This is a genomic window from Dactylosporangium darangshiense, assembly GCF_039537565.1.
Classification (GTDB): Bacteria; Actinomycetota; Actinomycetes; order Mycobacteriales; family Micromonosporaceae; genus Dactylosporangium; species Dactylosporangium darangshiense.
Map to the genome: position 1 here is coordinate 288,599 of NZ_BAABAT010000003.1, position 19,431 is coordinate 308,029.

General features: G+C 74.1%; 15 protein-coding genes. 10 read left to right on the top strand and 5 right to left on the bottom strand.

What is annotated here, in order from left to right; all coding sequences use genetic code 11:
• Nucleotides 1-13 precede the first annotated feature (13 nt).
• Nucleotides 14-856: a LysR family transcriptional regulator gene (locus tag ABD901_RS08055; protein ID WP_345122878.1), complete on the bottom strand. Its 843-nt coding sequence runs from the start codon at nucleotides 854-856 to the stop codon at nucleotides 14-16.
• Between the two features lie 72 nt (nucleotides 857-928).
• Here ABD901_RS08055 and metE point away from each other — a divergent pair, with 72 nt between their 5' ends.
• Nucleotides 929-3,070 carry a 5-methyltetrahydropteroyltriglutamate--homocysteine S-methyltransferase gene (metE, locus tag ABD901_RS08060; RefSeq protein ID WP_345122880.1) on the top strand — a complete coding sequence of 714 codons (2,142 nt, stop codon included), beginning with the start codon at nucleotides 929-931 and terminating at the stop codon, nucleotides 3,068-3,070.
• A 4-nt stretch (nucleotides 3,071-3,074) separates the two neighbouring features.
• On the top strand, nucleotides 3,075-3,554 hold the full coding sequence (locus ABD901_RS08065; RefSeq protein ID WP_345122882.1) for a cupin domain-containing protein: 480 nt from the start codon (nucleotides 3,075-3,077) through the stop codon (nucleotides 3,552-3,554).
• A gap of 60 nt (nucleotides 3,555-3,614) precedes the next feature.
• Here the strand turns inward: ABD901_RS08065 and ABD901_RS08070 are convergent, their stop codons facing one another.
• From ABD901_RS08070 to ABD901_RS08085, 4 genes are all read right to left on the bottom strand, one after another.
• On the bottom strand, nucleotides 3,615-4,142 hold the full coding sequence (locus ABD901_RS08070) for a YbhB/YbcL family Raf kinase inhibitor-like protein (RefSeq protein ID WP_345122885.1): 528 nt from the start codon (nucleotides 4,140-4,142) through the stop codon (nucleotides 3,615-3,617).
• Between the two features lie 66 nt (nucleotides 4,143-4,208).
• Nucleotides 4,209-6,062, bottom strand: a complete 1,854-nt coding sequence (locus ABD901_RS08075; RefSeq protein ID WP_345122887.1) for a DUF2207 family protein — start codon at nucleotides 6,060-6,062, stop codon at nucleotides 4,209-4,211.
• Nucleotides 6,062-6,628, bottom strand: a complete 567-nt coding sequence (locus tag ABD901_RS08080; protein ID WP_345122889.1) for a LemA family protein — start codon at nucleotides 6,626-6,628, stop codon at nucleotides 6,062-6,064. Before ABD901_RS08080 ends, ABD901_RS08075 begins: the two co-directional genes overlap by 1 nt.
• 58 nt (nucleotides 6,629-6,686) lie before the next feature.
• Nucleotides 6,687-8,138: an aminopeptidase P family protein gene (locus tag ABD901_RS08085; protein ID WP_345122890.1), complete on the bottom strand. Its 1,452-nt coding sequence runs from the start codon at nucleotides 8,136-8,138 to the stop codon at nucleotides 6,687-6,689.
• A 70-nt stretch (nucleotides 8,139-8,208) separates the two neighbouring features.
• Here ABD901_RS08085 and asnB point away from each other — a divergent pair, with 70 nt between their 5' ends.
• The 8 genes from asnB to ABD901_RS08125 all read left to right on the top strand — a co-directional run bounded on the left by asnB (nucleotide 8,209) and on the right by ABD901_RS08125 (nucleotide 19,407).
• Nucleotides 8,209-10,161 carry an asparagine synthase (glutamine-hydrolyzing) gene (gene asnB / locus ABD901_RS08090; protein WP_345122892.1) on the top strand — a complete coding sequence of 651 codons (1,953 nt, stop codon included), beginning with the start codon at nucleotides 8,209-8,211 and terminating at the stop codon, nucleotides 10,159-10,161.
• 11 nt (nucleotides 10,162-10,172) lie between these two features.
• Nucleotides 10,173-11,276, top strand: coding sequence for an AAA family ATPase (locus tag ABD901_RS08095; RefSeq protein WP_345122894.1), 1,104 nt, complete (start codon nucleotides 10,173-10,175; stop codon nucleotides 11,274-11,276).
• A gap of 10 nt (nucleotides 11,277-11,286) precedes the next feature.
• Entirely contained in the window at nucleotides 11,287-12,210 is a 924-nt protein-coding gene (locus ABD901_RS08100; RefSeq protein ID WP_345122896.1) for a carbohydrate kinase family protein, read from the top strand.
• Nucleotides 12,207-12,935: a hypothetical protein gene (locus ABD901_RS08105; protein WP_345122898.1), complete on the top strand. Its 729-nt coding sequence runs from the start codon at nucleotides 12,207-12,209 to the stop codon at nucleotides 12,933-12,935. The genes ABD901_RS08100 and ABD901_RS08105 overlap by 4 nt, the downstream gene beginning before the upstream one ends.
• A 49-nt stretch (nucleotides 12,936-12,984) precedes the next feature.
• Nucleotides 12,985-13,383: a hypothetical protein gene (locus tag ABD901_RS08110; protein ID WP_345122900.1), complete on the top strand. Its 399-nt coding sequence runs from the start codon at nucleotides 12,985-12,987 to the stop codon at nucleotides 13,381-13,383.
• A gap of 16 nt (nucleotides 13,384-13,399) precedes the next feature.
• The gene (locus ABD901_RS08115) at nucleotides 13,400-16,114 is read left to right on the top strand and encodes an ATP-binding protein (RefSeq protein WP_345122902.1); all 2,715 of its coding nucleotides are present in this window, start codon (nucleotides 13,400-13,402) and stop codon (nucleotides 16,112-16,114) included.
• Between the two features lie 51 nt (nucleotides 16,115-16,165).
• On the top strand, nucleotides 16,166-16,504 hold the full coding sequence (locus ABD901_RS08120) for a hypothetical protein (RefSeq protein ID WP_345122904.1): 339 nt from the start codon (nucleotides 16,166-16,168) through the stop codon (nucleotides 16,502-16,504).
• Nucleotides 16,505-16,638: 134 nt separating this feature from the next.
• On the top strand, nucleotides 16,639-19,407 hold the full coding sequence (locus ABD901_RS08125) for an aconitate hydratase (protein WP_345122906.1): 2,769 nt from the start codon (nucleotides 16,639-16,641) through the stop codon (nucleotides 19,405-19,407).
• Nucleotides 19,408-19,431: the final 24 nt, after the last annotated feature.

Below are 19,431 nucleotides of genomic sequence, written 5' to 3' on the forward strand. Positions count from 1 at the left end.
CCCGATCGGGTGCCTATCGCCTTAAGGCCTCTTGTGCCGCCTGCACCAGGTCCATCACGTCCTCACCCGCCGTCGCCGCCGACCACACCAACGCGAAGGTCAGGCGCGGGGGCGGGCCGGTCATGGGGACGAAGCGGACGTCCGGCCGGCGCACGGTGTCCACCAGCAGCTGGGGCACCGGCAGCGCGCCCCGGCCGGCGGCGACGAGGTCCAGGGCGGCGGCCGGGTCGTCGACGGCCTCCGGCGCGAGACGGGCGCCGTCGGGCACGGCGACGCCGCGGGGCAGCAGCAGCCGGCCGGCCCGGTCGAGGCTGAGCGCCGACGCCGTCGACAGCGGGTCGGCGGCCGGCAGCGCCAGGTGGGTCAGCGGCACGTGGAAGCGGGCGGCGCTGGCGAACCCGGGCGGGAACGGCGCGCTCATGAGCGCGGCGGCGGCCCGGCCGCGGGTCAGCTCGTCGGTCGCGGCCCGCCAGCCGGCCGGGACGAGCTCCAGGTCCAGGCCCGGCTTGCGCCCCGCGAGGCGGCGGGCGACCCGGGCCGCGAAACCGCCGGCGACGGGCGCATAAGCGAGGCGAATCGCCTGCGGCGCGGGCACCGCCAGCCGGGCCGCCTCCGCCGCGAACGCCGCCGCCTGCGCCAGGACGGCCTCGGCGTGCGGCAGCAGCGCGGCGCCCCCGGTGGTCGGTGTGACCTCGCGGCTGGTCCGCTCGAACAGGCGCAGGCCCAGCTCGCGCTCGAGGCGGGCGATCGCCTGGCTCACCGCCGGCTGGGACAGCCCCAGGGCCGCGGCCGCGCGGGAGAACGACCGGTGCCGCGCCACCAGCGCGAAGCACTCGATGTCCCGCAGGGCCGCCATGGCGACCAGTATCGGCCATTCGCCGCGCTTATCGATCGCGAAAAACGGCCCGGTTGCGGCCACGATCCGCTCGTGACCACTGAGTTTCCCTCCGCGACCATTCTCGGTTATCCCCGCATCGGGCCGGACCGCGAGCTCAAGCGCGCCCTCGAGGAGCACTGGGCCGGGCGGACCGGGCGGGCCGAGCTCGAGGCGACCGGCCGCCGGCTGCGGGCCGAGTCCTGGCGGCGCCTGCACGAGCTGGGCCTGCGCGAGCCGGGTGCGCTGCCGTCGAACACCTTCTCGCTGTACGACCACGTGCTCGACGCCGCCGTCATGCTCGACGCGGTCCCGGAGCGCTACCGCGGCGCCGCCGACCCGTACTTCGCGATGGCCCGCGGCGCCGACGGCCTGCCGCCGCTGCGGATGACGAAGTGGTTCGATACCAACTACCACTACATCGTCCCCGAGATCGCGCCGCGCACGGCGTTCCGCGCGGTGGCGGACAAGGTGCTCGGCGAGCTGGCCGAGGCCCGGGCCCTCGGCTACGAGACCCGGCCGGTGCTGCTCGGGCCGGTGACGTTCCTGCGCCTCGCGCAGGCCGCACCCGGCGCGCCGGGCGGCTTCGACCCGCTGGACCGCCTCGACGACGTGCTCGACGCGTACGGCGAGCTGCTGGCGGCCCTCGCCGGCGAGGCGGCGTGGGTGCAGCTGGACGAGCCGATCCTCGTCGTCGACGGCGGCTCCCCCGCGGTGCGCCACGCCTACCGCCGCCTCGCCGGGCTGCCGACGCGGCCCCGGCTGCTCGTCGCGTCCTACTTCGGCGACGCCGGTGACGCGCTGCCGGCGCTCGCCGTGGCGCCCGTGGACGGGGTCGCGGTCGACCTGACCCATGGGGTACCGCGGAATCTGGAGCTCTTCGAGGGCCGAAGCGTCGTCGGCGGGGTGGTGTCGGGGCGCGAGGTGTGGCGCACCGACCCGGACGCGGCGCGGGCGCGCCTGGCCGCCGCCGGTGCCACGTCGGTGTCGACGAGCTGCTCGCTGCTGCACGTGCCGTACACGCTGCGCGGCGAGTCGGGCCTGCCGTCGGGGCTGGCGTTCGCGGAGGAGAAGGTCGCCGAGGTCGTCGCGCTCGCCGCGCTCGGGCCGAAGGCCGGGCCGGTGCCGGTCCCGCCGCGCCCGGCCGGCGAGGTGCGGGCCGAGTCGCGCGGCCCCTACGAGGCGCGGGCCGCGGCGCAGCGCGACCTGGGGCTGCCGGCGCTGCCGACGACGACGATCGGCTCGTTCCCGCAGACCGGGGAGCTGCGCGCGGCCCGCTCGGCGGTCGCGGCCGGGCGGTTGCCGGTCGCCGAGTACGAGGCCCGGATCGAGGCCGAGATCGCGCGGGTGATCCGCGAGCAGGAGGCGCTGGGCCTGGACGTGCTCGTGCACGGCGAGCCGGAGCGCAACGACATGGTGCAGTACTTCGCCGAGCACCTCGACGGCTTCGCGGTCACCCGCAACGGATGGGTGCAGTCGTACGGCTCGCGCTGCACCCGCCCGCCGATCCTGCACGGCGACGTCTCCCGGCCCGGGCCGATCACGGTGCGCTGGGCGACCTACGCCCAGTCGCTGACCGCGCGCCCGGTCAAGGGCATGCTGACCGGCCCGGTGACGATCGTCGCGTGGTCGTTCGTGCGCGACGACATCGCGCTGCGCGACGTGACGATGCAGGTCGCCGACGCCGTCCGGGCGGAGGTGGCCGACCTGGAGGCGGCCGGGGTGCGCGTCATCCAGGTCGACGAGCCGGCGCTGCGGGAGCTGCTGCCGCTGCGCCGGGAGGAGCGCGCCGGGTACCTGGCCTGGGCCGTCGCCGCCTACCGCCGGGCCACCTCCGGGGCGGCGGACGCGACGCAGATCCACACCCACCTGTGCTACAGCGACGCAGGCGAGGTGCTCGAGGCGATCGACGCCCTCGACGCGGACGTGACGAGCATCGAGGCGGCCCGCTCCGGCTTTGCGGTGCAGGAGTTCTCCCGAGGGATCGGCCCCGGAGTGTACGACATCCACTCCCCGCGGATTCCCGGCCGGGACGAGGTGGTGGCACGGTTGCGCCGCGCCCTGGCGGCGGTGCCGGCGTCACGACTGTGGGTGAACCCGGACTGCGGCCTCAAGACGCGCACGTACGACGAGGTGCGGGCGTCGCTGGCCAATGTCGTCGGGGCGGCGGAAATCGTGCGCAAATCTCTAAAATGAGGCTATGTCGTATCCACCTCCCACGTACCACGGCGAGGGCGGGGAGCTCAGCGCGACCTACCGCCCCGCCGACACCGAACCGGAGCTCACGTATGCCAGCGGCAACACGGTGCACTACCTCGCGACGGGCGCGTCGACCAACGGGCAGTTCGGGCTGTACCGCTGGGTGATGGGCCCGAAGCCGAGCGGCCCGGACCCGCACTTCCACCGCTCGATCTCCGAGTCGTTCTACATCCTGAGCGGCTCGGTGCGCATCTACGACGGCCGCCGCTGGATCGACACCGAGCCCGGCGACTTCGTCCACGTCCCCGAGGGCGGCGTGCACGCCTTCCGCAACGAGTCCGGCGAACCGGCCGAGATGCTGCTGCACTTCGCGCCGGGCGCGCCGCGGGAGGCGTACTTCGAGGGCCTGCCGCACCTGTCGTCGCTCACCGACGACGAACGCGCCGCCTTCATGCTGGAGCACGACACCTTCTGGATCTGAGCGGGACCCGCGGCGGCCGCCGCCGATATGCGGCGGCCGCCGGGTGCACAAAACAGATGGTCAGAACCCGAACGACGACACGAGGATCGCGCGCGCCAGGGTGTGTGCGGTGATGTTGAAGCCGATCACGTTGGCCGAGGAGTCGGCGCCGGCGCCCAGGGAGTCGACGTCCAGGGCGTGCACCACGAAGAAGTAGCGGTGCGGCGCGTCCGACGGCGGCGGGGCGGCCCCGCCGAAGTCGCGGGAGCCGTAGTCGTTGCGGGCGTGGATTGCCTCGTCGGGCATCCCGTCCTTGTCGCCGGTGCCGGCGCCCGTCGGCAGCTGCGTGACCCCGGCCGGCAGGTCGTAGACGATCCAGTGCCAGAAGCCGCCGCCGGTCGGGGCGTCCGGGTCGTAGCAGGTCACCGCGAAGCTCTTGGTGCCCGCCGGGAACCCGGACCAGGCCAGGTGCGGCGAGGTGTTGCCGCGCTCGTAGACCTGCGCGTCCGGCAGCGTGCCGCCGTCGGTCAGGTCCTCACTGGTCACACTGAACGCCGGCACCGCGGGCAGGAAGTCGTACGGCGACGGCGGGCGCGGACGGTCGGTCATGCGCAGTCTCCTTGCGAAGGGTCGAGGATCTTCCTACGGCATCCTCTTACCCAACGACCGGGCCGCTCAAGTGAGTCGGTTGACGGCCAACCCGAGCAGCCACACCAGGTAGGGCTGGTGCACCGGGGCGGAGCTGCGCTGCGCCAGGCTGACCACGGTCGAGCCGCGGCGGGCCACCGCCCACTGGCCGGACGCGAACGCCTCGTCGCCGACGCCGGGCACCGGCCGGCCGCCGCGGTGCGTGCGGATCGCGAGCTCGGCCGTGACGCCGGAGGCCACGGTGACGACGAGCGTGGAGCCGTCCGCCGCCCGGAACTCCGCCATGCTCATCGGGCCGATCGCAACCCGCCCGGCGCCGCCGGCGAGGCTCGCCGGGCTGCCGAGCACCCGGCCGGCCTCCTCGGCGGTGACGAGGTCGGCCGGGCGGACCCGCGACGGGCGCACCGCCGTGGCGAGGGCCGGCGCGCCGGCGCTCATCGCATGCTGGATGAGCTGGTCGGTGTTCTCCTCGCCGTAGGTCTGCGAGCGCGACCGCGCGCTGGACTCGACCCGCAGCGTCAGCACCCTGCGCGTCCAGCGCCGCGCGGTCAGCGTCACCACGTCGCCGGGCGAGGCGCGGGCGACGAGGTCGCTCGGGCAGCCCCACGCCGTGGTGCGGTCCCGGGCGCCGTCGTCGACGGCGAGGTAGTGCAGCACCGGGATGGACGGCGAGTCCTCACCCTGGCTGCGGGACTTCCACGTCTCCACCCAGAGCACCTCGCCGGTGACCGTCACCGGGGTGAGCACGTCGACGAGGGTGCCGATCAGGGTGTACCCGCCGTAGAGCAGCGGCAGCAGGACCACGATGCGCAGCTGCGCGGTCACGTCCAGGCTCGCCGCCAGGTCGCTGCCGCGCACCAGCAGCGCGGTGACGGCGAGCCCGGCCAGGCCCTTGACGACCAGCCGCACCGCCTTCTGGCCGTAGCGCGGGAAGAAGCTCGGGTAGCTGACCCGCACGCGGTGCCAGGTGCCGCCGAAGGACGACCACACCCGCCGGCGGTTGCCCATCCCGAGGTCGATGACCGCGCTGCACACGCGGGTGGCCCCGACCGCGTCGCCGTAGGACAGGTAGCGGTCCCAGACGGCGACCGCCGCCGGCGGCAGGTCGGCGAAGCTCTCGTGCGCACGCAGATACGACTTGAGGCCCAGCCAGCGCGCGGCGGCGGCGCGCCCCTGCGGCGTGTCGCGCTCGCCGCGGGACTTGCCGGCGAAGACGCCCAGCGCCGCCCACATGATGATGGCCGCGACCACGGCGGCGCCGTAGCCGTCGGTGCTGTCGGGATCGCCGCCGCGCACCTCCCGGGCCGCCTGCAGGCCGATCGCCAGGCCCAAGGCGAGCGACGGCACCGCGGCGACGATGGTGAGCGCGGCGACGATGGTGGGCGAGAAGCGGCGCAGCGACAGGCCACGCGAGCGGGCGTCGGCGACGATGGCGGCGTTCAGGCGCCGGTTCCAGCCCTTCGCCTGCTCCGCGTCGCGGAACGTCAGCGCGGTCAGCGGCACTACGCCGCCCACCGCCAGCGTCTTGACCCGCTCGAAGATCATGCTCTCGTACGCGTTGAGCCCCGACGGCTGCTCCTGCCGGACGTGCACCGTGGTCTGCAGCGGGTCGTTGCCCGGCTGGCGGAACTCGAGGATGCGCCGGGCCGCCAGGTCGATGAGCGTCGACTCGGCGGCGTCCTCGGTCAGCTCCCACCGGCCGGTGATCAGGCTGACGACGGCCGGCGACTCGGGGCCGCCGAACTCCTGCGTCGGCGCCGACGGCGCGGCGATCGGCCGCGACCGGGTGTGCACGAGCGCGCCCCAGTAGGCCAGCAGCCACACTCCGAGGCCGGCGGCGGCGACGCCTGCCTCGACGACGAGCGCCGGGTCGATACGCATCAGAAACGCACGTTGACGTCGGCGCGCTCGCCCGCGGCGGCCTCGAAGTAGGGTCGCGCCCGGAAGCCGCCGACGCCGGCGATGATGTTCGACGGCAGCGTCTGCGTGCGCTGGTTGTAGGTCTGCACGGCGCTGTTGTAGAACTGCCGCGCGTAGGCGATCTTCTCCTCGGTGCCGGCCAGCTCCTCCTGCAGGTGCCGGAAGTTCTGGTCCGCCTTGAGGTTCGGGTAGGCCTCGGCAAGCGCGAAGAGCCGGCCCAGGGCCTGGGTGAGGAAGCCCTCGGCCTGCCCCTGCTGCGCGGGGCCGCCGCCGGCCGAGCCCGCCGCGGCGTTGCGGGCGGCGACGACCGCCTCGAGCGTGCCGCGCTCGTGCGCGGCGTAGCCCTTGACGGTCTCCACCAGGTTGGGGATCAGCGAGTGGCGGCGCTTGAGCTGCACGTCGATCTGGGCCCACGAGGCGTCGACCTGCGTGCGGGCCTTCACCAGCGCGTTGTAGGACGCGACGGCCCACCACAGCAGCACGACGACGAGCAGGACGACAATGCCGAGGACGATCAGTCCGTTCATGGCCGCATGGTGACCGCTGCGGGTTGCCCAGTTGGAAAACGAGTCGCCGATCCGACAGTCACGGCAGGCGGTACGGCTCGGCGCGCCGGGCGGCCAGCCACGACTCGACGTCGGCGGCGGAGCGCGGCAGGGCGTCGGAGAGGTTGCGGGCGCCGGTCGGGGTGACCAGCACGTCGTCCTCGATGCGCACCGCCAGGCCGTGCAGCTCGTCCGGGACGAGCTCGTCCTCCGCCTGGAAGTACAGCCCCGGCTCGACGGTCAGCACGTAGCCGGCGTCGAGGTGGCCCTCCCGGTAGCGCTCCTTGCGCGCGTGGGCGCAGTCGTGCACGTCGAGGCCGAGCATGTGGCCGAAGCCGTGCAGGGTCCAGCGGCGGTACAGGATGCTGTCCTTGTCCATCGCCTCGTCCACGCTCACCCGCAGCACGCCGAGGCCGGCGAGGCCCTCGGCGAGGACCCGCATGCAGGCCTGGTGCACGTCGTCGAAGGCGACGCCGGGCCGGATGGCGTCGATGCCGGCCTGCTGGGAGCGAAAGACGATGTCGTACACCTCGCGCTGCAGCGGCGTGAATGTCCCCGACACCGGCACGGTGCGGGTGACGTCGGCGGTGTAGAGGTTTCGGTTCTCCACGCCCATGTCCATGAGCAGCAGCTCGCCGGGGCGGGTCTGCCCGTCGTTGCGCGTCCAGTGCAGGATCGACGCGTGCGCGCCGGCGCCGACGATCGAGCCGTAGCCGACGTCGTTGCCGTCGTGGCGGGCCCGCAGCCCGAACACGCCCTCGAGGAGCCGCTCGCTGACCGGCCGGTCGGCGGGCAGGGCCCGGGCGGCGTCGGCGAAGCCGCGCACGGTCGCATCGATCGCGTCCTGCAGCTGCTCGAGCTCCCAGGCGTCCTTGACCAGCCGCAACTCCGACAGGACCCGGGCGAGCTCCTCGTCGCGCTCCGGCGCGGCGGCGCGCACCCGCTCGTCGACGGCCGGGTCGAAGCCGCGCAGCACCCGGGTGCGCCCCGGCGCGCAGTCGTCCAGCGCCGCCGCCAGCTCGTCGAGGTGTGCGGTGGCCACCTGCAGCTCGGTCGCCTTCTCCGCCAGGGTGTGCCGGCGGCCGATCCACAGCTCGCCGTGGTTACGGTCCGTGAAGAAGTCGTCGGTGTCGCGGGTCGAGCGGGGCCGCAGGAACAGGGTGGCGTCGTGGCCGCCGTCGCTGGGCCGCAGCACCAGCACCGCCTCCGGGTCGTGCTCGCCGGTCAGCCACACGTGCTCGGTGCCGGGGCGGAAGCGGTGGTAGGTGTCGTTGGAGCGGACCCGCTCCACGCCGGCCGGGATGACCAATGTCTCACCGGGGAACGCGGCGGACAGCTCCGCGCGGCGCTTGGCGTGGTCGGGCGCCTCCACGCGGGGCACCACGTCGAGGGCGGCGTCGCGCCAGCCCGAGCGCATGAACTCGCGGAACCGTTCGGGGAAGTCCGGATCGTGCGACTGGCTACCGGCCGGCGCCTGACCTGCTGCTTCCATCGTGACCCCGCTCCCATCGCCGCGAATTCGTGCTCCACCGCAGACCGTACCCCGTGCGAGGATGCAACCCATGGCGGGTCTTCTCACGTTCGTCAGCGCGCGGGGCGGCGCGGCGGCGCACCGGGATGCGATCGCCGACGCGCTCGGGCTGATGCGCCACCGCGGCCCCGACGACGAGCGGGTCGTCGCGACCGACGACGTCGTGTTCGGCGCGGAGCGGCTCGTCGTCACCGATCCGGACGGCGGGCGCCAGCCGCTGTCCTACCCGCCGTCGGGCGTCACCGCCGGGCGCTATCTGATCGTTCTGGACGGCGCCGTGCACAACGCCGCCGAGCTTCGCGCCGAGCTGGTCGAGGAGCGCCGCGCCGAGTTCGTTACGCAGAGTGAGGCCGAGGTCGTCCTCGCCGCCTACCACCACTGGGGCCCGAGCGCGGTGAGCCGGCTGCGGGGCGCATTCGCGTTCGTCATCTGGGACTCCTCGGCCCGCCGGGCGTTCGGGGCGCGGGACCCGTTCGGCGTGAAGCCGCTGTACCAGCTGCAGACGCCGGACGGGGTGTACCTGGCCAGCGAGAAGAAGGCGCTGCTGCCCTTCGTCGCCGACCCGGCCGCCGTCGACACGGCGCGGCTGCAGCACTACCTGACGATGCAGTACGTGCCGGAGCCCGCCACCATGCACCCCGACGTGCGGCGGCTCGGCGCCGGCGAGTCGTTCGTGTACACGCCGGGCGGGCCCCTGGCCAACCGGCGGTACGGGCAGCTGACGTTCCGGCCGGCGCCGGTCAGCGACGAGGACGCCGTCGTGCGGCGCATCACCGACACGCTGCGCGAGAGCGTGCACGCCCACCTGCGCGCCGACGTGCCCGTCGGGGCGTTCCTGTCCAGCGGCATCGACTCCACCGCCATCGTCGCCCTCGCCGCCGAGCGGCGGCCGGACCTGCGGACCTACACCGTCGGCTACGACGCCGTCGGCCCGCAGGCGCAGTTCTCCGAGATCGACGTCGCCGAGCAGTCCGCCCGCGCGCTCGGCGTGCCGCTGGACGCGACCGTCGTCACCGCAGCCGACTTCATGCGCGCCCTGCCGCGCATCGTGTGGCACCTCGACGACCCGGTCGCCGACCCGGCGCTGGTGCCGCTGTTCTTCCTCGCCGAGCGGGCCGCCCGCGACGTCACCGTCGTGCTCGGCGGCGACGGCGCCGACGAGCTGTTCGGCGGCTACCCGATCTACCGGGAGCCGCTGTCGCTGTCGACGGTCAGCCACCTGCCGGACTCGATGCAGCGCGGCCTGCGGGCCGTGTCGCGGGTCATACCGCAGGGCGTGAAGGGCAAGAGCTTCCTGGAGCGCGGCACCACGCCGATCGAGGAGCGCTACTACGGCAACGCCCGGATCTTCACCGACGAGGAGAAGTCCGCGCTGCTGCGCCACTACGAGCCCGACGTGCGCCACACCGACGTCACCGCGCCCGTGTTCAAGGAGGCCGGGGCGCTCGACGACGTCACCACGATGCAGTACATCGACCTGTACACGTGGCTGCGCGGCGACATCCTCGTCAAGGCCGACCGGATGACGATGGCGCACTCGCTGCAGCTGCGCACCCCGTTCCTGGACCGGGCCGTGTTCGACGTCGCCGCGACGCTGCCCAGCGAGCTCAAGGTGCCGCCGCGCTCGCAGGAGACCAAGGCGGCGCTGCGCCGTGCCCTCGTCGGGGTGGTGCCGGAGCCGATCGTGCACCGCAAGAAGCTGGGCTTCCCGGTGCCGATCCGGCCGTGGCTGCGCGGCGAGATGTACGACTGGGCGCATGGCCTGCTCGACACCTCCGGCGCCGGGGACCTGCTCGACCTCGACGTGGTCCGCGGCCTGCTGCGCGGGCACCGCAAGAAGGAGGCCGACCACTCCCGCAAGATCTGGACGGTGCTGGTCTTCTGCGTCTGGCATGCGGTGTTCGTCACGGGCACCATGACGCCGGGGTATTTCCGTGGTGATGACCATGCCGAGCGGTACTACGAGCAGGAGACGCGCCTCTAGCGTGAGCGGCGATGCTGCTCACGTTCCGCGTCCAGAACTTCCGCTCGGTCCGCGACATCCAGGAGCTGACGCTGCTGGCCACGCCGCCCGACGCCGGCCTTGCCGCGCCCCTGATACACGGCGCGACCGTCTACGTCTCGCCGCTGGCCGGCGTGTTCGGCGCCAACGCGTCGGGCAAGTCCACCGTGCTGCGGGCGCTGGGCACTCTGCGGGCCCTCGCGGCGTCCGGCAGCGACGCCCGCGACGCCGCACGCCGCTTCGAGCCGTTCCGCCTCGACCCGGCCTCCCGGCTGCTGCCGACCCGTTTCGAGGCCGAGTTCCTCGCCGACGGGGTCCGCTACGTGTGGGGCTGCGCCTACAAGCAGGGCGAGGTCGTGGCCGAGTGGTTGCACCAGTACGGGCGGGACCGGCGCGCCGTGTGGTATGAGCGGGACCGTGCCGGGGTGCGCACCCTGCCCCGCGTGCGCCTGGAGGCCCTGGCGCTCGCCGTCGCCGCCGACCCGTCCACGACCCTGCTCGCGCTCGGCGCCGACGCCGGGCACTCCTTCCTCGGCCCGGTCGCCGCGGTCCTCGCCGCCATCACGACGGTGCGGGTCGCGCCCGGCACCCGCCTCGTCAACGACCTCGAGCACCTCGCGCCGCGGTGGAGCGACGAACTGACCCTGCTGGTCTCGCGGGCGGGCCTGGGCATCGCCGGCGTCGACACCGCGGGCGAGGCCGTCCGGCTCGTGCACGACGCCCGGCTCGGCGCGCAGGCTCTCGGCGCCTACGGCGAGTCCGACGGCACCATCGCCTGGCTCGACCTGCTCGCCGCGCTGCTGCCGGCCCTGGACCGCGGCGGGCTGCTCATCGTCGACGACCTCGACGCGATCCTGCACCCGAGCCTCGCCGCCGAGGCGCTGCGGCTGCTCAGCGACCCGGAGCTCAACCCGGGCCGGGCCCAGCTGGTCTTCGCCGCCCGCGCCGTGCCGCCCACGATCGCCGACACGCAGCGGTGGTACGCCGTGAAGTCCGACGGCGCCACCCGCCTGGCCCGCGAGCCTGCCGACCAGGGTCTTGCCCCCGGTGAGCTGGCGCACGAGCTGTGGCTGGCCAAGCACACGCCGCCCCCGTGATACTTGCCGGATGACGGGTTACGGCGTGGTAATCGGCGAGGCACTGATCGACCTTCTCGAATCGACGGCGAGCGGCGAGCTCGTCTATCGACCGGCCGTCGGCGGCGCCCCGTTCAACGTCGCGGTCGGCATCGCCCGCCTCGGCGCGCCCGTGCACTTCCTCGGCTCGTTCGGCGACGACCCGTTCGGCGCGCGGCTGCTGGACTTCCTGGACAAGGCCGGCGTCGGCACCGAGGGTGTCGTCACCGTCCCCGGGGTGGCCACGACGCTGGCCGTCACCACGTTCCAGGGCCACGAGCCGACGTTCCGCTTCTACGGCGCGCCGCCGTCCTACGGGCTGTTCGACGCGCCGGACGTCGACGAGGGGCTCGTCGCCGGCGCGCGGCTGCTGTACTGCGGCTCGATGTGCCTGCTCGCCCCGCCCGTGCTCGCCGCCGCCCGCCGCGCCTGGGCGGTGCCCGGCCCGGTCCGCGTCTTCGACCCCAACGTCCGCCCGATCGTCGGCATCAACCCGGACGTCGTCGCCGAGTTCGCCGCCACCGCCGACCTCGTCAAGCTCTCCTCCGCCGACGCCACCGCGCTGTGGGGCGACTCGCCCGAGGCGGCCGCCGCGCGCCTGCTGGCGCTGGGCGCCAAGGCCGTGGTGGTGACCCTCGGCGCGCAGGGCGCCCTCGTCGCGCAGGGTTCCTCGTCGGTACTCGTACCCGCCCCCCGCATCGCACCCGTCGACGCCACCGGCGCCGGCGACGCGACCATGGCCGGGATCAGCTGGGGCATCCTCGCGCACGGCCGCCCCGCCGACCTCGGCGCCTGGGCCACCCTGGTCCGGGTCGCCGTGCACGTCGCGGGCCTGGTCTGCGAGTCGCCGGGCGGCGCCGTGTCGATGCCGACGGTCGCCGACCTGCGCGCCCGGTTCGTAGACTTGGCAGTGTGACGCCCGGACGGTTCGAGCGCTATGTGATGGCGAGCAAGGCGACGGCCGCGGCGGTCGCCCTGGTGCTGGTCGCCCTGCGCGTGCTCGACGAGTTCGGCCTCGGCGCCGGCACCCCGGTCGTGCTCGCCGTCGCCGCCAAGCTGGCGCCCATCTTCGTGCTGAGCGCCGCCTTCATCGCCTTCGGCATCGTCTTCCGCCCCCTGCACAGCCCGCCGCCGGCCGCGCTGCGCATCCGCGGCGGCGCGTTCGTCGTGCCCGGCTCCCCGATCCTCATGGGCCGCATGACGATGGGCTGGGCGCTGCTCGGCACCGTCTTCCTCGACAGCGACCCCTCGCTGTCGCCGACGACCCGCCTCGGCGTCAACGCCGGCGCCGCCCTCGTCATCGCCGGCGCCGCCTGGCCGCTGCTGCGCGGCCCGCGCCTCGCGGTCACCCCGTCGGGCCTGAACATCCGCGCCGGCGGCCGCCGGGTCCTGCGCTGGGACGACCTGGTGCGCGTCCCGATGAACCCGCTGCCGCTCACCGTCCGCGGCCCGAAGCTCGCGCTGAGCATCCGCCGCCCCGGCCGCGACGACCCCGGCTGGCTGCTCGTCCCCCTCGACCTGCTCGCCGTCGAGCCCGTCTTCCTCGGCACCGTCGTCGAGCACTACGTGGAGAACCCGGAGCGCCGCCCGGCGATCGGCACCCCGGAGGAGTACGCCCGCCTGACCGGCACCCCCGCCTAGTGCAGCGAGGGCAAGCCGTTTGCAAGCGCTGCGGGAGATGCTCGGTGTCGTGACCGTTTTGCTGTTGGTGCGCCGGGTGCCTCCGGGCCGGCTCGACCTCACCCGTGCGACGGCGCAGCAGTGGAACGACGGCCTCGCCCGCGACACCACGCTGCAGTGGTGGGAGCTGGTGGACCCCGCCGCCGACGACGAACACCCCGCCGCCGCGCTCGCCGCCGTGCGGGGCGGCGATGTCGTCGTCCGACTGGCCGGACTTGCCGCGCCGCCCGGCCGGCGCGACCGCGCCGTTCAGGTGCTGCTGGCCCTGGTGGATGCCCTTCGGGCCACCTCCGCCCGTACGCTCGAGGCGGCGCCGTCCGGCGACCACCCCGGCGCCGAGCTGCTCGCCATCCTGCGGGAGGCGGGCTTCCGCCCGGACGCGGACGGCCGGGAGGTCGTCGAGTTGTGAAGGTTGGTACGGCGGGTTGGAGCTGCGCATACTCGGCCCGCTGGAGGCAGCCGCCCCCGACGGCTCGCTCGTCGACCTCGGCACACCCAAGCAGCGCGCCGTCCTGGCCATGCTCGCCGTGCGGCCCGGCCGCGTGGTGGCCGTCCAGCGCCTGATCGACGAGCTGTGGTCCGACGAGCCGCCGGAGCGGGCCCTCGCCTCCCTGCAGGCCTACGTCTCCCGCCTGCGCCGCGCCCTGGAGCCCGGCCGCGGCTCCCGCGACCGCTCCGCCGTCCTGGTCAGCCGCGCCCCCGGCTACGTCCTGGCGCTCGACCCGGCGCGGGTCGACGCCTCCCGCTTCGCCGCCGCCGTCGAGCGCTTCCGCCCGGGCGACGACCCGGCGTTGCTCACCGCCGCCCTGTCGCTGTGGCGCGGCGACCCGCTGCCGGAGCTCGGCGACTCGCCGGTGGCGCACGCCGAGCGCTCGCGGCTGCAGGAGCTGCGCTTCACCGCGATCGAACGGCGCTCGGACGCCCTGCTGGCGATGGGCCGCCCGGCCGAGGTGGTCTACGGCAGCGAGGCCGCGCTGGCCGAGTCCCCGTATCGCGAACGCGTCTGGGCCCAGCTCATGCTGGCCCTGTACCGCAGCGGCCGCCAGGCCGACGCCCTCGCCGCCTACGCGCGGGCCCGCACGGCGCTGGTGGACGACCTCGGCATCGAGCCCGGCCCCGAGTTGCAGCGCCTGGAGTCGGACATCCTGCGCCACTGCGAGTCCCTGGCCGGGGCGGCCAGTCCCGAAACATCGGATATGCCGGAAATCCGCGCTCCATTGCGGCCTGTGATGCAAGACGCGACCAAGCCCGACGCGGAGCGGGGCGCGCTGGTCGGGCGGGACGAAGAGCTTGCCGCGATCGATCGGGTGCTCGACGGGCGCGGGGGGCGGCTGCTGCTCGTGTCCGGCGGGCCCGGGATCGGCAAGTCGGCCCTGCTGCGCGAAGTGGCCGACCGGGCCGCCGCGCGCGGGTTCGCCGTCGGGGTCGGCGGTGGGGTCGACGGGCGGCAGCCGCCGGTCTTCCTGCCGTGGGCACAGGCACTGCGCGGGGTGGCGGGCACCGCGGACGAGGCGGCCGTCGTCGCGGCGTTCGCGCCCTACGGGAACCTGCCGGCCGTGCTCGACCCGGCCCTCGCGGAGGTCCTGCCGCTGCCGGCGCCCGAGCGCCTCGCCGATGCCGAGCTCGCGCGGTCGCGGCTCTACCAGGGCATCGTCGACGGGCTGCGGCGGCTGTCGGCCACCACGCCGGTCCTGCTCGTGCTCGACGACGCGCACCACCTCGACAACCCCTCCACCACGCTGCTCACGCTGTGCAGCCGGTCGCTCGCCGGCAGCGGGATCACGCTCGCCATCGGGTACCGGCCCGGCGAGCTGGACGCCGAGGCGCCCGTCGCCGATGCGGTGACGGCGCTGGCGGCGTCGGCTCATGCGGTACACCTGCGGCTCCCTGGGCTGTCCACAGAGGACATCGCGGCGCTGGGGGCGCGCTACACCGAGCGGGCCCTGCCCGACGAGACGGTGCGCGTCCTGGCCGACCGCACCGGCGGGAACCCGTTCTTCGTCGGGGAGCTGCTGCAGGTCCTCGCGGCCGAGCACGCACTGGACGCCGATGCGGCGCGCAAGCTCGTACCGGCGCGGGTGCAGGAGGTGCTGCGACGGCGGCTGGGGCGGCTGCCGGAGCAGCTGCGGGCCGTGCTCGCCGTCGCCGCCGTGCTCGGGCGGGAGTTCGAGGTGCCGGTCCTGCACGAGATGACGCAGATCGACGAGCTCGACCTGTACGACACGCTCGACATCGCCGTCGCCGCCGGCGTGCTGGTCGCGGCCGACGACCCCGCGCGGCTGCGGTTCTCGCACGACCTGCTGCGCCAGACCGCATATCTCGAGCAGGGGCCCCTGCGCCGCGCCCGCCTGCACGCGCGGGCGGCCCGGGCGGTGCGCGACGGCGGCGGGTCGGCCACCGCCGTCGCGGCGCACCTGCGCCTCGCCCTGCCGGTCGTCGCGGCCCTCGACGTGGCGCCGGTGCTGGCCGATGCCGGCGGCGAGGCCTACGAGCGCACCGCGCACGCCGAGGCGGCGGCGCTGCTGCGCGAGGCGGTCGCGGTGTTGCTGACCGCGGCCGCCTCGCAGGAGCGCGACGTGCTCGAGCTGGACCTGCGGGTCCGGCTCGCGTTCACGATGCAGGCCACCGACGGGTACCTCGCCGAGCCGGTCGCCGAGCAGTACGCGCTCATGGAGCCGGTGCTGCGGCGGGTCAGGCCGGTGCCGCGGATCGTGCCGGCGCTGTGGGGCTACGCGTCGTTCCACACCGTCGCCGGGCACCCGGACAAGGTCGAGGCGATGGCGCCGCCGGACGGCGCGGGCGAGCCGTGGGCGCGCATCGTCGCCGACGTGCACGCCGGCTACTGGGCGCTCGGCCGCGGCGACGTGCCCGGCGCCCGGCGGCTGCTGCGCCGCGCCCTGGACGCGCTGCCGGACACCGACCTGCCGCTGTTCCCGGTCATCGGCTGGGACCCGATCGCCGGGATCCTCGGCCCGGCCGCGGCGACGGAGAGCCTCGCCGGCGACCGGGCGGCGGCGGAGGCGCACCTGGCCGAGGCCCGCCGCAGGCGCGGCGAGCTGTTCAACGAGATGTACGTCGTGCACTACACGGCGCTCGTGGCGGCCGACCGGCTGGACGCGCCCGAGGTCGAGGCGGCGTAGCGGCAGACCCTGGCCCTGGCGGAGCGGGGCGGGCACCCGGAGTACCGCGCGATGGCCCGCGTCCTGATCGGCTGGGCCGGCGGCGACCGCGACGTGCTCACGGCCGGCGAGGAGGCGCTCGGCAGCACGCTGTGGCGCTACCCGCGGCTGCTGCCGCTGCACCCGGACCTGCTGCTGCGCCAGGGCCGGCACGCGGAGGCGGCGGCGCTGGCCCGCGAGCGCCTCGCCATCCCACTCGACGGGCTGAACCGCTTCGCCGAGCCCGACCTGCGCCGGGTGCTCGGCATCGCGACCGGCGACCGCGCCGAGCTGGAGCTCGCGTTGCGCCTGGCACAGGATCTCGGCCACGTTCCGGCCGCCGAGCGAGCGGCCGCGGCCTTGCTTTCTTAACAAGACGGACGTACGGTTTTCTTGAGAGAATCGCACCCTCCGCCGCGCGCTGTCGTGCGCTGGGGAAGACTTGGGCCAGGAACAAGAAAAACTTGCAGGAACAAAGAAAACTTGACGGAAGAGGAGCACACGCCGTGGCGAGCCTCGACTCCTTCGGAGCCAAGAGCCAGCTGAGCGTCGGCGACGCCAGCTACGAGATTTACCGGATCGGCCAGGTCGAGGGCGCCGGGCGGCTGCCGTACAGCCTGAAGATCCTGCTGGAGAACCTGCTGCGCACCGAGGACGGCGCGAACATCACCGCCGAGCACATCCGCGCGCTCGGCGGGTGGGACTCCTCGGCGGAGCCCAGCGTCGAGATCCAGTTCACGCCCGCCCGGGTGCTGATGCAGGACTTCACCGGCGTGCCGTGCGTCGTCGACCTCGCCACCATGCGCGAGGCGGTCGTCGAGCTCGGGGGTGACCCGAAGCGGGTGAACCCGCTCGCCCCGGCCGAGCTCGTCATCGACCACTCCGTCATCGCCGACCTGTTCGGCCGGCCGGACGCCTTCGAGCGCAACGTCGAGCTGGAGTACGCGCGCAACAGGGAGCGCTACCAGTTCCTGCGCTGGGGCCAGACCGCGTTCAACGAGTTCAAGGTCGTCCCGCCGGGCACCGGCATCGTGCACCAGGTCAACATCGAGTACCTCGCCCGCGTGGTCATGCCGCGGGGCGGCCAGGCCTACCCGGACACGGTCGTCGGCACCGACTCGCACACCACGATGGTCAACGGCCTGGGCGTGCTGGGCTGGGGCGTCGGCGGCATCGAGGCCGAGGCCGCGATGCTCGGCCAGCCGGTGTCGATGCTGATCCCGCGGGTCGTGGGCTTCAAGCTCTCGGGCGAGCTGCCCGAGGGCACCACCGCCACCGACCTGGTGCTGGTCATCACCGAGATGCTGCGCAAGCACGGTGTGGTCGGCAAGTTCGTCGAGTTCTACGGTCCGGGCGTCGGCGCGGTGCCGCTGGCCAACCGGGCCACGATCGGCAACATGAGCCCCGAGTACGGCTCGACCTGCGCGATCTTCCCGATCGACGAGGAGACCATCAAGTACCTGCGGCTCACCGGCCGCGACGAGGCCCAGGTCGCCCTGGTCGAGGCCTACGCCAAGGAGCAGGGCCTCTGGCACGACCCGGCCGTCGAGCCGGACTACTCCGAGCGCCTCGAGCTCGACCTGGGCACCGTCGTGCCGTCCCTGGCCGGCCCGAAGCGCCCGCAGGACCGGGTGCCGCTGAGCAGCGCCAAGCCCAACTTCCGCGCCGTGCTCAAGGACTACGTCGGCGGCGACGGCGTGGAGGGCCCGGCCGACGAGGCCAGCGCCGAGTCGTTCCCGGCCAGCGACCCGCCGGCCAACGAGCTCATCACCAACGGCGACCGCCCGCACGAGCTGGTCTCGGCCGCGACCGGCGCCAACGGCCGGGTGTCCAAGCCGGTCAAGGTCGAGGACTACGAGCTCGACCACGGCGCCGTCGTCATCGCCGCGATCACCTCCTGCACCAACACGTCCAACCCGCACGTCATGATCGGCGCGGCGCTGCTGGCCCGCAACGCCGTGGAGAAGGGCCTGGCCCGCAAGCCGTGGGTGAAGACCACCCTGGCGCCGGGCTCGAAGGTCGTCACCGACTACTACGAGCGGGCCGGCCTCACCGCCTACCTCGACAAGCTCGGCTTCAACCTCGTCGGCTACGGCTGCACCACCTGCATCGGCAACTCGGGCCCGCTGCCCGAGCCGATCAGCGCCGCCGTCAACGAGCACGACCTCACCGTCGTGTCGGTGCTGTCGGGCAACCGCAACTTCGAGGGCCGGATCAACCCGGACGTGAAGATGAACTACCTGGCCTCGCCGCCGCTGGTGGTCGCGTACGCCCTGGCCGGCACGATGGACATCGACCTGACCAGCGACCCGCTGGGCACCGGGTCGGACGGGCAGCCGGTGTACCTGCGCGACATCTGGCCCAACCCGAAGGAGATCGAGGACACCATCGCCGCCGCGCTCGGCGCCGACCTGTTCTCGACCCGCTACGCCGACGTGTTCGCCGGCGACGAGCAGTGGCGCTCACTGCCGACGCCGACCGGCGACACCTTCGACTGGGCCGGGGACTCCACCTACGTGCGCAAGCCCCCGTACTTCGAGGGCATGGCCACCCACCCCGCGCCGGTCAGCGACATCGCCGGCGCCCGCGTCCTGGCCAAGCTCGGCGACTCGGTCACCACCGACCACATCTCGCCGGCCGGCTCGATCAAGGCCGACTCCCCCGCCGGGAAGTACCTCGCCGGGCACGGCGTGGACCGCAAGGACTTCAACTCCTACGGCTCCCGCCGCGGCAACCACGAGGTGATGATCCGCGGCACGTTCGCCAACATCCGGCTGCGCAACCAGCTCGCGCCGGGCACCGAGGGCGGCGTGACGGTCAACCACCTCAACGGCGAGCAGACCACCATCTACGACGCCTCCGTCGCCTACGCCGAGGCGGGCGTGCCGCTGGTGATCCTGGCCGGCAAGGAGTACGGCTCCGGCTCCTCGCGCGACTGGGCCGCGAAGGGCACCGCGCTGCTGGGCGTGCGGGCCGTCATCGCCGAGTCGTACGAGCGCATCCACCGCTCGAACCTCATCGGCATGGGCGTGCTGCCGCTGCAGTTCCCGCAGGGCCAGTCGGCCGACTCGCTGGGCCTGAGCGGCACGGAGACGTTCACCGTCACCGGCGTCGAGCAGCTCAACGAGGGCTCCACCCCGCGCACGGTCAAGGTGAGCACCGACAGCGGCGTCGAGTTCGACGCCGTGGTGCGCATCGACACCCCCGGCGAGGCGGACTACTACCGCCACGGCGGCATCCTGCAGTACGTGCTGCGCAAGATGATCGAGAGCTGACCGGCTCTCCGAGTGTGTTGCCGG

Bases quoted from the DNA above. Each gene is read 5' to 3' on its own strand.
- ABD901_RS08055 (WP_345122878.1), bottom strand. From the start codon at position 856: ATGGCGGCCCTGCGGGACATCGAGTGCTTCGCGCTGGTGGCGCGGCAC.
- ABD901_RS08065 (WP_345122882.1), top strand. From the start codon at position 3,075: ATGTCGTATCCACCTCCCACGTACCACGGCGAGGGCGGGGAGCTCAGC.
- ABD901_RS08070 (WP_345122885.1), bottom strand. From the start codon at position 4,142: ATGACCGACCGTCCGCGCCCGCCGTCGCCGTACGACTTCCTGCCCGCG.
- ABD901_RS08075 (WP_345122887.1), bottom strand. From the start codon at position 6,062: ATGCGTATCGACCCGGCGCTCGTCGTCGAGGCAGGCGTCGCCGCCGCC.
- ABD901_RS08080 (WP_345122889.1), bottom strand. From the start codon at position 6,628: ATGAACGGACTGATCGTCCTCGGCATTGTCGTCCTGCTCGTCGTCGTG.
- ABD901_RS08085 (WP_345122890.1), bottom strand. From the start codon at position 8,138: ATGGAAGCAGCAGGTCAGGCGCCGGCCGGTAGCCAGTCGCACGATCCG.
- asnB (WP_345122892.1), top strand. From the start codon at position 8,209: ATGGCGGGTCTTCTCACGTTCGTCAGCGCGCGGGGCGGCGCGGCGGCG.
- ABD901_RS08095 (WP_345122894.1), top strand. From the start codon at position 10,173: ATGCTGCTCACGTTCCGCGTCCAGAACTTCCGCTCGGTCCGCGACATC.
- ABD901_RS08100 (WP_345122896.1), top strand. From the start codon at position 11,287: ATGACGGGTTACGGCGTGGTAATCGGCGAGGCACTGATCGACCTTCTC.
- ABD901_RS08120 (WP_345122904.1), top strand. From the start codon at position 16,166: ATGGCCCGCGTCCTGATCGGCTGGGCCGGCGGCGACCGCGACGTGCTC.